The organism is Paraburkholderia sp. FT54 (genome assembly GCF_031585635.1).
In the GTDB taxonomy this organism is placed as follows: Bacteria; Pseudomonadota; Gammaproteobacteria; order Burkholderiales; family Burkholderiaceae; genus Paraburkholderia.
In genome coordinates, this window is record NZ_CP134195.1 from 3595408 (window position 1) to 3608492 (window position 13085).

The following is a 13085-nucleotide window of genomic DNA, read 5'->3' on the forward strand; positions in this document are numbered from 1 at the left end:
CTGGAATTCACGCACTCCGGCGACACCTGGGAAACAATTTTGCAAGAGAACTCCTCGATTCTGACGCCCGTTCAGCGCCGCGCCATCATCTGGCTGGCCATGGCGCTGGGCGTCGGTATTCTGCTCTGGCTGCTCAGCCCGGTCCTCACGCCGTTTCTGCTCGGCGCGATTCTCGCGTACATTCTGCAGCCGGGCGTCGCGTGGATGGTACGCCGGCGTGTGCCGCGCAGTCTGGCCGCCTTGTTGATGATGCTGCTTTTCACGCTGCTCATGACGCTTCTGGTCCTGCTGGTGCTCGCGGTGATCCAGAAAGAAGCGCCGCAGTTGCGGCAGCAGGTGCCCGTGCTGTTCGCGCACGTGAACGCCTGGCTGCAACCCAAGCTCGCCATGCTGGGACTCGCCGATTCGCTCGATTTCGCCAGCATCCGCGATCTCGTGATGGGGCAACTGGAAGGCAGCGCGCAGACCGTGGCGCTGTATGCGTGGACCTCCATCCGCACGAGCGGCAATGTGATGATGACGCTGGTCGGCAACCTCGTGCTGGTGCCGCTCGTGCTGTTCTACCTGCTGTACGACTGGAATCGCATGCTCACCCGCATGCAGATCGTGGTGCCGCGCCGGTGGCTCGACAAGACGCAGCAGCTCGCGCACGACATGGACCAGATGCTGTCCCAATACCTGCGTGGCCAGTTGCTCGTGATGGGCGTGCTCGCCGCGTACTATGCGATTGCGCTGAGCGTCGCGCGCTTCGAGATCGCGTTGCCGGTCGGTATATTTACGGGGCTCGCGGTGTTCATCCCGTACATCGGTTTTGCGACCGGCCTCGCGCTGGCGCTGCTCGCGGCGCTGCTGCAATTCGGCGACTGGTACGGCTTCGGCGCGGTCGCGGTGGTTTACGGTGTCGGCCAGATCCTGGAGAGCTTCTTTCTCACACCGCGCCTCGTCGGTGAACGGATCGGCCTGCACCCGCTCGCGGTGATCTTTGCGTTGCTCGCGTTCGGGCAGCTGTTCGGCTTTTTCGGCGTATTGCTGGCGTTGCCGGTCAGCGCGATTCTGTCAGTCGCCATGCGCGAGTTGCGGCAAAGCTATCTGACGAGCACGCTTTATAACAACTGACTGCTCATTGATTGCTTATTGACTATTCGGCCCGTGCTGCGGGCCATTCGCGGCCCAAGCCTCATTTTCGGCATTCACCTACTGTGCTTCGTCAACTGACGCTCGATCTCGGCACCCCGCCGCCATCGACATTCGACAATTTCTTCGCCGGCGCCAACGCCGAGCTGGTCACGCGCTTGCGTGAGCTCGAGAACGCGCTCGCCGTCGGGCCGGTCGCCGATCGCACCTTCTACCTCTGGGGCGAGTCCGGCAGCGGCCGCACGCACCTGTTGCAGGCGCTCGTGCACGAAGCATCGCCGGGGCACGCGCGCTTCGCCGGCCCGCAGAGCAGCCTCGCCGCCTTCAGCTTCGACCCGCGCGTCGCGCTCTATGCGATCGACGATTGCGACGGCCTCTCCGCCGCGCAGCAGATCGCCGTCTTCAACCTGTTCAACGAAGTGCGCGCGCATCCCACCAGCGCACTGGTCGCCGCCGGCAACGCGCCGCCCATCGGCATGACGGTGCGCGAGGACTTGCGCACGCGCCTCGGCTGGGGTCTCGTGTTCCATCTCGCGCCGCTGCCGGACGAAGGCAAGGCCGCGGTGCTGAAACACGCGGCACGCGAGCGCGGCATCATGCTCGCAGACGACGTGCCGGCCTACCTGCTCACGCATTTTCGCCGCGACATGCCCAGCCTGATGGCGCTGCTCGACGCGCTCGACCGTTTCTCGCTCGAACAGAAACGCGCGGTCACGCTGCCGCTGTTGCGCATCATGTTGGCTTCGCCCGGCGCCGAAGAACGGCGCGGCGGCGCGGCCTCGGCGGCCTCATCCGCGTCATCCGCCGCTTCAAGTAAAATAGGCCCCCATGGCTAACCTCGCACTCTTCGATCTCGACCACACGCTCATCCCCACCGACAGCGACCACGAATGGGGCCGCTTCATGGTGAAACACGGCATGGTCGACGCCGAAAATTTCGCCCGTGAAAACGACCGCTTTTTCGCCGACTACAAAGCCGGCAAGCTCGACATTCACGCCTATCTGATCGCCATGCTCACGCCGCTTTCGAAGTACACGCGCGCGCAGCTCGCCGACTTCCACGCGCAGTACATGCACGAAGTCATCAAACCGGCGATCTTCCCCGTCGCGCTGGAGCTGGTGAAGCAGCACCGCGAAGCCGGCGACCTGTGCTGCGTGGTCACCGCCACCAATGAATTCATCACCCGCCCGATCGCTCAGGCATTCGGCGTCGACGCACTAATCGCCTGCGAAGCGGAAACCGTCGACGGCGAGCCGCATTCGCCGTACACCGGCCGCCCCACCGGCACGCCGAGCTATAAGGAAGGCAAGATCGTGCGCACCGAAGCATGGCTCGCCTCGCTCGGCAAGACGTGGAGCGACTTCGAGCACAGCTATTTCTATAGCGATTCGCACAACGACATCCCGCTGCTCGAAAAAGTCACGGAGCCGATCGCGACCAATCCGGACGACACATTGCGTGCCCATGCGCAGGCCAAAGGCTGGCGCATCCTCGAACTCTTTCAACCCTCGTGATCAAAAAACTTATCCGCAAGCTATTCGGCCAGGACCCGGCGCCCGCTGACGACACCCTGCCCGCCGAAGCCGAAGCAGACGAAACCGGCCATGCACCGGCGCGCACAACGTCGAGCGCCAGCAAGGCGCGCCGCAAACCCGCGCGCTCTGCCGCGCCCGCGAAAACCGTGCGTGACCCGGACGTGCCGGTCATCATTCCGCACGACGTGCACGGCATCGACCAGGCACTGATCTCCAGAAACGCGATTCGCGTGACCGAAGGTCTGCAACAGGCGGGGCACCGCGCGTTCATCGTCGGCGGCGCGGTGCGCGATCTGCTGCTGGGCATCAAGCCGAAAGACTTCGACGTCGCCACCGACGCCACGCCCGAACAGGTGCAGAAGCTGTTCCGCCGCGCGCGCATCATCGGCCGCCGGTTTCAGATCGTGCATGTGCAGTTCGGCCAGGAAATCATCGAGACCTCGACGTTCCGCGCGCTGGTCGATCCGCCCGCGGCAGACGCCGCGCCGCAGCGCCGCCTGAAGCGCGACGAGCTCGACCGCCGCACCCACGCGGTGGATGCGAGCGGCCGCGTGCTGCGCGACAACGTGTGGGGCGAACAGCACGAAGACGCCACCCGCCGCGACTTCACGATCAACGCGATGTACTACGATCCGGCCACGCAAACCGTGCTGGATTACCACAACGGCATGGCCGACATGCGCGCGCGTCTGTTGCGCATGATCGGCGACCCGGCCACGCGTTATCGCGAAGATCCGGTGCGCATGCTGCGCGTGGTGCGTTTCGCGGCGAAGCTCGACTTCGAGATCGAGGACAGCACGCGCGAGCCGATCGCCAACATGGCCGATCTGATCAACAACGTGCCGGCCGCGCGTCTGTTCGACGAGATGCTCAAGCTGATGCTGTCGGGCCACGCGCTCGCGTGTTTGAAACGCCTGCGCCAGGAAGGCCTGCATCATGGCCTGCTGCCCTTGCTCGACGTGGTGCTCGAACAGCCCATCGGCGAAAAATTCATCACGCTCGCGCTGAACAATACGGATGCCCGCGTGCGCGCCGGCAAGCCAGTCTCGCCAGGCTTTCTGTTCGCCACGCTGTTGTGGCACGACGTGCAGCAGCGCTGGCAAAAATTTGAAGCGAACGGCGAATATCCGGTACCCGCACTGCACCGCGCGATGGACGACGTCCTCGACATGCAAACGGAGAAACTCGCGATTCACAAGCGTTTCTCGTCGGATATGCGCGAGATCTGGGGCCTGCAGTTGCGCCTCGAAAAACGCTCTGGAAGAAGTGCGCTGAAGCTGCTGGAACACCAAAGATTTAGAGCGGGGTATGATTTCCTCCTGTTGCGCTGCGAATCGGGCGAACTCGACGAGTCGGTCGGTACGTGGTGGACGGAGTTCATTGAAGGAGACATCGCCGCACGTGAAGCATTGCTCACGCAAGGCGGGAAGGACCGAAGCCCTAGAAAACGACGGCGGCGCAGCAGTGGCGCCAGAAACCGCAAACCGGGGGACGGATTGGAGGGCGGCACGCCAGCCGAACGCACAGCCGACGACGCAGGCCATGACGGCCCGCACGAAGACTGACATAGCGTTAGCTGCTGCCGTCGAACGATAGTTGCAGGAAGTTATGCCATGACGGTTGCTTATCTCGGCCTCGGCGCGAATCTCGGGGACGCGCGCCAGACCCTGAAAGACGCGGTGGTGTGCCTCGCACAACAGCACACCATCACCGTGCTCGCCAAGTCGAGCCTGTATCGCACTGCCCCGATCGACGCGGGCGGTGACGATTATTTCAACTGCGTCGTGAAGATCGATACGACGCTCCCCGTGCGGCATCTGCTTGCGCTCTGCCACAAGATCGAACACCAGTTCGGCCGCGAGCGGCCGTTTCGCAATGCACCGCGCACGCTCGATCTGGACATCCTGCTGTTCGGCGATCAATCGATCGACGATGCCGATCTGATCGTGCCGCATCCACGTCTGATCGAACGCGCTTTCGCGCTGGTGCCGCTCGTCGAGATCGACGCCGCACTGGTCATCCCGCAACACGGCCGCGCCGAGGCGCTGCTCAGCGGTGTGAGCGATCAGCGCATCGAGAAGGTGAAGGGGCCGTGCCAGTGTCCTATGCTCAATGCATTGACTGGCGATGAAGGCACTACTCCCAAAGGTCGCTGCGAATGAATTCATCGCCGCTCACTGTCACGGCGCCGCAACTGCGTCCTCCGTTCGGCTATCTCGCGATCGAAGGGCCGATCGGCGTCGGCAAGACGTCGCTTGCACGCCGCCTCGCGCAGCGCTGGTCGATGCAGGAACTGTTCGAACGGCCGCAGGACAATCCTTTCCTCGAACGCTTTTATCGCGACACCGCGCGTTACGCGTTGCCCACGCAACTGCACTTCGCCTTGCAGCGCGTACAGCAGGCTCAGGACGTGAGCGTGGCGCACGTCTCGGGCACACCGCTGATCGCCGATTTCATGACGCAGAAGAACGACATCTTCGCGCGTCTGACGCTGCAGGACGACGAGTGGCAGTTGTATCGCGCGCTGGCCGCGCGGATCGAAGTCAACGCGCCGGCGCCAGACTTCGTGGTCTATCTGCAGGCGAGTCCGGAAGTGCTGTTCGCGCGCATCCAGAAGCGCGCGGTGCCGATGGAGTTGCAGATTTCCGACGCGTATCTGCACGCCCTGTGCGACGCGTACAACGAGTTTTTCTATCACTACGACCGCACGCCCGTGCTGACGGTCAACGCCGAACACCTGAATCCGCTCGACTCGGACGCGGACCTTGCGCTACTTGCCGAACGCATCGGAACCATGCGCGGCCGCAAGGAATTCTTTGTCAAAGGCACGTCGCTGTAAGCGGCGCGGCCTCCCTCTTTCTCAACGGATTGACCCATGACCTATTTGCAGGAAGCGAGCCGGAACGCCATCACCGTGCCGAAACTGCAGGCAATGCGCGATGCCGGCGAAAAAATCGCCATGCTCACCTGCTACGACGCGAGCTTCGCCGCGCTGCTGGATCGCGCGGGCGTCGACGTGCTGTTGATCGGCGACTCGCTCGGCAACGTGCTGCAAGGGCAGACGACCACCCTGCCCGTGTCGCTCACCGACATCGCGTATCACACGGCTAGCGTGGCGCGCGCACGTCCCGCGGCGCTGATCGTGGCCGACCTGCCGTTCGGCACCTACGGCACGCCCGAAGACGCCTTCAGAAGCTCAGTGGAGTTGATGCGGGCCGGCGCGCAGATGGTGAAGCTCGAGGGCGGCGAATGGCTCGCCGACACGGTGCGCTTCCTGGTGGAGCGCTCGATTCCCGTATGCGCGCACGTCGGGCTAACGCCGCAATCCGTGCATGCGTTCGGCGGCTTCAAGGTGCAGGGCAAAACCGAAGCGGGCGCGACGCAGCTGATGCGCGACTCGCTCGCCGTACAGCAGGCCGGCGCGCAATTGATCGTGATCGAAGCGATTCCGACGCTGCTCGCAAGTGACGTGACAAAGCAGTTGCGCATTCCGACGATCGGTATCGGCGCAGGACTGGATTGCTCGGGTCAGGTGCTGGTGCTGCACGACATGCTGGGCATTTTCCCTGGCAAGCGTCCGCGCTTCGTAAAGGATTTCATGCAGGGGCAGCCGAGTATTCTGGCGGCCGTGGAAGCGTATGTAGGCGCGGTGAAGGACGGTTCGTTTCCTGGGCCTGAGCACACGTTCTGAGTTTCAACCGATAAAGGATCAAACAAAACGGGTACCTTCGTACCCGTTTTGAGGGCTATCCCACATCGCATGGAAAGCCGCTTGTCTATCTTCGTCTTTGTGTTAATGCGGCTTGGCCGCGAGCCGAGGGGAGACCACCATGAGCCCATTTTGCCTGATCGATGTCGCGGGAATCCGCGACCACGCCACCGTACCGCATGATGTGCGGGAAGCTGCATGGCATGCGCGTCTGACCGGCTGGATCGCCCGACTGCTGCATGTTCTTCACGGCTGAGGCGCGGGCGGGGACCACGCGCCGTTTTTGCCACTGACAGGTAAGTTCACCACCTTGTCAGTCCACAATCCGCGCCGGCACTGCGCCTCGCAGGGCATTGCACACCATCAGCGCTTCGGCGCTTTGCAGATCGGTCCGGGTCAGCACACGTTCGGCCGCCCGCAGGCCCGACGCTTCCTCGAGCAGAACGCTGCGCATCACGCCGGGCAACACGCCCGACGCAAGCGGAGGCGTCCACCAGCGCCCAGCCAGCTTCACAAACACATTCGACCGGCCGCCTTCGGTCAACTCGCCTTGCGCATTGAAAAACAGCGTGTCGAATGCGCCTTTCGCTTCGGCTTCGCGCCAGCCGCGATCGAATTCGGCGCGACGCGTGGTTTTGTGGCGAAGCAGCGGGTCGGCGGCGTCGGTTGCAGGGAACGCGTGATCGGGTCCGAGCTGCACGCCGACCGCCGATTCGGCCAACGGCGCCAATACCGCGGCGGTGATGTGCATCGTGCCGTTCTTGCTCAACGCAAGCCGCATGCGATGCGGGGTGCGCGCCGGCAGCGACGCACATTTCGCCGCGATCTCCGCGCGGATGGCGCTCGCGTCGACGAATTTGAAGCCGAGCTCCGCCGCGCTCGATAAGAGTCGCGCCAGATGGCGCGGCAGATGCCGCACGCCCTCTTCGTGCGTTGCATACATCGTTTCGAATAGGTCGAAACCCGGCTCAGCGTCGGTCAGAAAGCGGGCCTTCAATTGGCACTCCGCGTATTCGTCGGCGGCGACGCTGTCGAGCACGATGCCCGCGCCGACGCCCAACTTGCCTTCCAGTCGGCCCGTTTGCGTCGAGCGGCTCAAGGTCAATGTGCGAATTGCGACGGATAAGCAGAAGTCGCCACCAGCCGCGATTTGGTTTGCGACGGCAGATGTGATTGCATCAGCAGTCGAAGGCGCATCCAGCCAACCAATCGCGCCGGTATAGAGCCCGCGTGGCGTGCTCTCCAGTTCATCGATCAACTGCATCGTGCGATGCTTCGGCGCGCCCGTGATCGAACCGCAGGGAAACAGCGCGCGCAATATGCCTGCGAACGACGTACCAGGCCGCAACGTCGCCTCCACCGTCGAGGTCATCTGCCAGACCGACGCATACGGCTCGACCGAAAACAGCGCCGGCACCTTGACCGAGCCCGTCTGCGCCACCCGCGACAGATCGTTGCGCAACAGGTCGACGATCATCACGTTCTCGGCGCGGTTTTTCGGATCTTTGCCGAGGAATTCGGCAGCGCGCCGGTCCGCCGCCGGGTCGGTCGAGCGGGGTGCGGTGCCTTTCATCGGCCGCGCACGCAACATCGCGCCTCGCTTTTCGATGAAGAGTTCCGGTGAGCACGACAGCACCCAATGATCGCCCGGCAAGGCGATCAACGCGCCATACGGCACGGGCTGACGCGCCCTCAATCGCCGATATAGCCCGGTCGGCGAGCCGAACACTTCGAAGCCGAGCCGATACGTGTAATTGACCTGATAGGAATCGCCCGCGCGCAGCGCTGCGTGAATCGCATCGATCGCCGCGTCGAACTGCGCCGGATTGACGCTCGCGCGCACGTTCGCCGTGCCCGCCACCGATGGCCCGGCCATGCCTTCGTCGCGCGCCATGAGCCAGGCGTCGACCTCTTCGCGCGCAAGCTTCTCGCAACGTTCGAACATAAAAAAACGCAGCGTGGCGTCGCCACGCTGCGTTTTCATGGACCGGTCCAACTCTCCGTCGAGAAGATTCCGGCCGAACTCATAGTCGGCGAGCACGACGGCGTGCAAACCTCGCCGCGTCTCCGTGGCCACGGACTCGCACACGACTTCGAGCTGCGCGGCATCCGCACACACCCGTTCATGCACAAAACCCGTGTACAGACGACTCGAACGGCGCGCCGCTGTCGCGTCGCAATCGTCGAGTAACGCGAACACTGCGCCGCGCTCATCTGCCGTCATGCCTACCGCCAACTTCAAACTGCCATTAATCGAAGAAGCTCTTCACCCGATCGAACCAGCTCTTGCTTTGCGGGCTATGCCGCGAGCCGCCCTCAACCAGCGCCTTTTCGAACTGCTTGAGCAGATCGCGTTGCGGCTCAGTGAGCTTGACCGGCGTTTCGACTTGCACGTGCACGTACAGATCGCCGGCAATGCTGGAACGCAGCCCCTTGATGCCCTTGCCACGCAGACGGAACGTCTTGCCCGACTGCGTGCCTTCCGGCACGGTGAAGCTGGCGCGGCCGGCGAGGGTCGGCACTTCGATCTCGCCGCCGAGCGCCGCGGTGGTGAACGGGATCGGCATCTGGCAGTGCAGATCGTCACCGTCGCGCTCGAACACCGAGTGCTGCTTGATGTGAATCTCGACGTACAGATCGCCCGACGGGCCGCCGTTGATACCCGGTTCGCCGTTGCCGGCGGAGCGGATACGCATGCCGTCGTCGATACCGGCCGGGATCTTCACTTCCAGCGTTTTGGTTTCCTTCACCTTGCCCGCGCCGTGGCAGTGACCGCACGGTTCAGGAATGTAGGTGCCGGTGCCATGGCACTTCGGGCAGGTTTGCTGAATGCTGAAAAAGCCTTGCGACATCCGCACCGAACCCGAGCCGCTACAGGTCGGGCAGGTTTCCGGCTTCGTGCCGGGCTTGGCGCCCGAACCGTGGCAGACTTCGCACGAGACCCAGCTCGGCACGCGAATCTGCGTGTCGTAACCGTGCGCGGCCTGTTCCAGCGTGATTTCCATGCTGTAGCGCAGATCGGCGCCGCGATACACCTGCGGGCCGGCGCGGCCGCCACCGCCGCGTGCGGCGCCACCGGCTGCCTGGCCGAAGATGTCGCCGAAAATATCGCCGAATGCGTCGGCAAAACCACCGAAGCCTTGCGCCCCGGCACCACCCATGTTCGGATCGACGCCCGCGTGGCCGTACTGATCGTACGCGGCACGCTTTTGCGAGTCCGAGAGCATTTCATAGGCTTCCTTCACCTCCTTGAAATGCCCTTCCGCATCCTTGTTGCCCGGATTGCGGTCGGGGTGGTGCTTCATCGCCAGCTTGCGATAAGCCTTCTTGATTTCGTCGTCGCTCGCGTTCTTTGCGACGCCCAGAACCTCGTAGTAATCCCGTTTCGCCATATCGGTTCAACGCCACTCGCGCAATGCGCACGGTGGCTCCTCTTGAATGCTGGAGTCTCACGACTCGTCCGGCCGCCGTTTCACGCCGCTTCAACGCGGCTCAAAACAACGCCCTCCATAAAACAAATGTGCCCGGAGAGCCTAAAAGGCTCGCCAGGCGTGATAACCGCTCTTGCACGTTTGCGCGTCCGACTAGCGCAGCTCTGGTGCAGCCGGGCCGCACACAAGGCTGTGTGCGGCTTTACGGTCGAAAGGCGACCTGGCTTTAGTCTTTCTTGACTTCCTTGAACTCGGCGTCGACCACGTCGTCCTGCTGCTGGCTCGCGCCACCAGCCGTTGCACCCGCGCCTGCCGCGCCCGCTGCCGCGGCTTCGGCACCTTGCGCAGCCTGCATGTCGGCGTACATCTTCTCGCCCATCTTCTGCGAGGCGGTGGCCACCACTTCGATCTTGGCTTCGATCGCGGCCTTGTCGCTCGAACCGCTCTTCAGCGTTTCTTCGAGGTCCTTCAGCGCGGTTTCGATCGCTTCCTTCTCGCTGGCTTCCAGCTTGTCGCCGTATTCCGTGAGCGCCTTCTTCGTGCTGTGGACCAGCGCGTCGCCCTGGTTGCGGGCATCGGCCAGTTCACGCAGCTTGTGATCTTCTTCCGCGTTCGCTTCGGCGTCCTTCACCATTTTCTCGATTTCGGCTTCGGACAGCCCCGAGTTCGCCTTGATCGTGATGCGGTTTTCCTTGCCGGTCGCCTTGTCTTTCGCGCCGACGTGCAGAATGCCGTTCGCGTCGATGTCGAAGCTCACCTCGATCTGCGGCGTGCCGCGCGGTGCCGGCGGAATGCCTTCCAGGTTGAACTCGCCCAGCAGCTTGTTGCCGGCCGCCATTTCGCGCTCGCCCTGGAACACCTTGATCGTCACGGCGCCCTGATTGTCGTCAGCCGTCGAGTAGACCTGTGCGTGCTTGGTCGGGATCGTGGTGTTCTTGTTGATCATCTTCGTCATCACGCCGCCGAGCGTTTCGATGCCGAGCGACAGCGGGGTCACGTCGAGCAGCAGAACGTCCTTGCGGTCGCCCGACAGAACCTGGCCTTGAATCGCGGCGCCCACGGCCACGGCTTCGTCCGGGTTCACGTCACGGCGCGGATCCTTGCCGAAGAACTCCTTGACCTTTTCCTGCACCTTCGGCATGCGGGTCATACCGCCGACCAGAATCACGTCGTCGATTTCGCCGACCTTCACGCCCGCGTCCTTGATCGCCACGCGGCACGGTTCGATCGTGCGTTCGATCAGCTCTTCAACCAGCGCTTCCAGCTTGGCGCGCGTGATTTTCAGGTTCAAGTGCTTCGGACCCGACGCGTCGGCCGTGATGTACGGCAGGTTGATTTCGGTTTGCTGGCTCGACGACAGTTCGATCTTCGCCTTTTCAGCCGATTCCTTCAGGCGTTGCAGCGCGAGCACGTCTTTCGACAGATCGACGCCCTGTTCCTTCTTGAACTCGCCGATGATGTAATCGATGATGCGCTGGTCGAAGTCTTCACCGCCCAGGAACGTATCACCGTTCGTGGACAGCACTTCGAATTGCATTTCACCGTCGACATCGGCGATTTCGATGATCGACACGTCGAACGTACCGCCGCCCAGGTCATACACCGCGATCTTGCGGTCGCCCTTTTCGGCCTTGTCCAGACCGAATGCCAGAGCGGCTGCGGTCGGCTCGTTGATGATGCGCTTCACTTCCAGACCGGCGATGCGGCCTGCGTCTTTGGTCGCCTGGCGCTGGCTGTCGTTGAAGTACGCGGGAACCGTGATCACGGCTTCCGTGACCGGCTCGCCGAGGTAATCTTCAGCGGTCTTCTTCATCTTGCGCAGCACTTCCGCGGAGATTTGCGGCGGCGCGAGCTTCTGATCGCGCACTTCGACCCATGCGTCGCCGTTATCGGCTTTCATGATCTTGTACGGCATCAGGGCGATGTCCTTCTGCACTTCTTTTTCTTCGAAGCGGCGGCCGATCAGGCGCTTGACTGCGTACAGCGTGTTCTTCGGGTTCGTGACCGACTGACGCTTCGCGGGCGCGCCGACGAGAATCTCGCCGTCTTCCATGTACGCGATGATCGACGGCGTGGTGCGCGCGCCTTCCGAATTCTCGATCACCTTGACCGAATTGCCTTCCATGATCGCCACGCACGAGTTGGTCGTGCCGAGGTCGATGCCGATGATTTTGCCCATTTTTACTAATCTCCTAACTTTGATCGCTGCGGGAAGCGCCCTGTTTGCCCTGCTGGCGGTAAGGCGATCCGCTCTCAATTCCTACCTGCACTCAACATAAGTGCGTCCGCATCGTTTTCAAGACCTTTTTTGCGATGCGGTCTTTAATTTTTTTCAATCGAGCGAACTTTTGCCCAAATTTGTTCCACTAGCCTGCGCGTCGCTCGCGGTGTCAGCCGCGTTCGCCGCATTGCCCGTCGGGATCTTCTCCCGTGCGGTTGCGACCGCGGCCCGGAACTGCCCGAGGCCGTGTCAGCCGATTGCCCGGCCGAGCCGGTTGCCGCGGTAAAAGAAGAACCATGCGGGCACGCCGTGCAGCATGAAGCGCCCGCCCAGTTCGCGATACTCGGGTGGCGTCGACGGGAAGGTTGGCCATGGCACGGCCTGCCCAATGAAACGGCTTACCGAGCCTCGGCGCTTACTTCGGAGCAGCGACGGTCACGAGTGCCGGACGCAACACGCGATCGGCGATCACGAAGCCCTTTTGCAGCACGGCGACCACGGTGTTCGGCTCCTGCTCGGCCGGCACCATGGAAATGGCCTGATGGCGGTGCGGGTCGAACTTCTCGCCAATCGGATTCAGGGCGACGACGCGGCCCTTTTCCAGCGCGCCGGTGAGCTGGCGCAGCGTGAGCTCGACGCCTTCGCGCACCTTCTGCAGATCGTCGGACGAGTGGGCGACGGCGGCCTCGAGGCTGTCGATCACCGGCAGCAGATGCTCGGCGAAGCTCTCGATCGCAAACTTGTGCGCCTTGGCGACGTCTTCCTGAGCGCGACGGCGAACGTTTTCGGTTTCAGCCTTGGCCCGCAGGAAGCTTTCCTGCAACTCGGCGATCTTCGCCTGAGCTTCAGCCAATGCCGCTTGCTCTGCGCTCGCCGGCGAGTCGGTCGCGGCATTTGCGGCCGCTTCCTGCTGAGGTGCCGCGGCCTCGGCGGCCTGGCGCTCGGTTTCGTCGGCGGGCGTGGGATTCTGGCTCGTCGGGTTCTCTTGCGTGTTTTCCATGTCGCTGAAAGTCGTTAAAAGGTAAAAGCCAAACGGTGGCGGCAGCGCATCAAA

12 protein-coding genes and 1 pseudogene are annotated in these 13085 nt (G+C 63.1%); 8 read left to right on the forward strand and 5 right to left on the reverse strand.

The window, feature by feature from the left end; genetic code table 11:
- Positions 1-39 precede the first annotated feature (39 nt).
- The 8 genes from RI103_RS16565 (at position 40) to RI103_RS16600 (ending at position 6635) form a co-directional block, all read left to right on the forward strand.
- Positions 40-1116 carry an AI-2E family transporter gene (locus RI103_RS16565; protein ID WP_310815262.1) on the forward strand — a complete coding sequence of 359 codons (1077 nt, stop codon included), beginning with the start codon at positions 40-42 and terminating at the stop codon, positions 1114-1116.
- 83 nt (positions 1117-1199) lie between these two features.
- Positions 1200-1970 (forward strand): DnaA regulatory inactivator Hda, encoded by a 771-nt coding sequence (hda, locus tag RI103_RS16570; protein WP_310813000.1) that lies wholly within the window; start codon positions 1200-1202, stop codon positions 1968-1970.
- Positions 1963-2649: an HAD family hydrolase gene (locus RI103_RS16575; protein WP_310813001.1), complete on the forward strand. Its 687-nt coding sequence runs from the start codon at positions 1963-1965 to the stop codon at positions 2647-2649. The genes hda and RI103_RS16575 overlap by 8 nt, the downstream gene beginning before the upstream one ends.
- The gene (gene pcnB / locus RI103_RS16580) at positions 2646-4235 is read left to right on the forward strand and encodes a polynucleotide adenylyltransferase PcnB (protein ID WP_310813002.1); all 1590 of its coding nucleotides are present in this window, start codon (positions 2646-2648) and stop codon (positions 4233-4235) included. The genes RI103_RS16575 and pcnB overlap by 4 nt, the downstream gene beginning before the upstream one ends.
- A 48-nt stretch (positions 4236-4283) precedes the next feature.
- Entirely contained in the window at positions 4284-4832 is a 549-nt protein-coding gene (folK, locus tag RI103_RS16585; RefSeq protein WP_310813003.1) for a 2-amino-4-hydroxy-6-hydroxymethyldihydropteridine diphosphokinase, read from the forward strand.
- Complete coding sequence (locus tag RI103_RS16590; RefSeq protein ID WP_310813004.1) at positions 4829-5509, forward strand: deoxynucleoside kinase; 681 nt, start codon at positions 4829-4831, stop codon at positions 5507-5509. The genes folK and RI103_RS16590 overlap by 4 nt, the downstream gene beginning before the upstream one ends.
- A gap of 36 nt (positions 5510-5545) precedes the next feature.
- Positions 5546-6361: a 3-methyl-2-oxobutanoate hydroxymethyltransferase gene (gene panB, locus RI103_RS16595; RefSeq protein ID WP_310813005.1), complete on the forward strand. Its 816-nt coding sequence runs from the start codon at positions 5546-5548 to the stop codon at positions 6359-6361.
- A 139-nt stretch (positions 6362-6500) separates the two neighbouring features.
- Positions 6501-6635 (forward strand): hypothetical protein, encoded by a 135-nt coding sequence (locus tag RI103_RS16600; protein ID WP_310813006.1) that lies wholly within the window; start codon positions 6501-6503, stop codon positions 6633-6635.
- A gap of 57 nt (positions 6636-6692) precedes the next feature.
- Here RI103_RS16600 and pabB read toward each other — a convergent pair whose 3' ends face one another.
- The 5 genes and pseudogenes from pabB to grpE all read right to left on the reverse strand — a co-directional run bounded on the left by pabB (position 6693) and on the right by grpE (position 13031).
- On the reverse strand, positions 6693-8603 hold the full coding sequence (gene pabB, locus RI103_RS16605) for an aminodeoxychorismate synthase component I (RefSeq protein WP_310813007.1): 1911 nt from the start codon (positions 8601-8603) through the stop codon (positions 6693-6695).
- A 25-nt stretch (positions 8604-8628) separates the two neighbouring features.
- Complete coding sequence (gene dnaJ / locus RI103_RS16610; protein ID WP_310813008.1) at positions 8629-9771, reverse strand: molecular chaperone DnaJ; 1143 nt, start codon at positions 9769-9771, stop codon at positions 8629-8631.
- Between the two features lie 265 nt (positions 9772-10036).
- Positions 10037-11989: a molecular chaperone DnaK gene (gene dnaK, locus RI103_RS16615; protein ID WP_310813009.1), complete on the reverse strand. Its 1953-nt coding sequence runs from the start codon at positions 11987-11989 to the stop codon at positions 10037-10039.
- Positions 11990-12142: 153 nt separating this feature from the next.
- A pseudogene (locus RI103_RS16620) lies at positions 12143-12376 on the reverse strand (thioredoxin); the annotation flags it as partial.
- A 70-nt stretch (positions 12377-12446) separates the two neighbouring features.
- Entirely contained in the window at positions 12447-13031 is a 585-nt protein-coding gene (grpE, locus tag RI103_RS16625; RefSeq protein ID WP_310813010.1) for a nucleotide exchange factor GrpE, read from the reverse strand.
- Between the last annotated feature and the right edge of the window lie 54 nt (positions 13032-13085).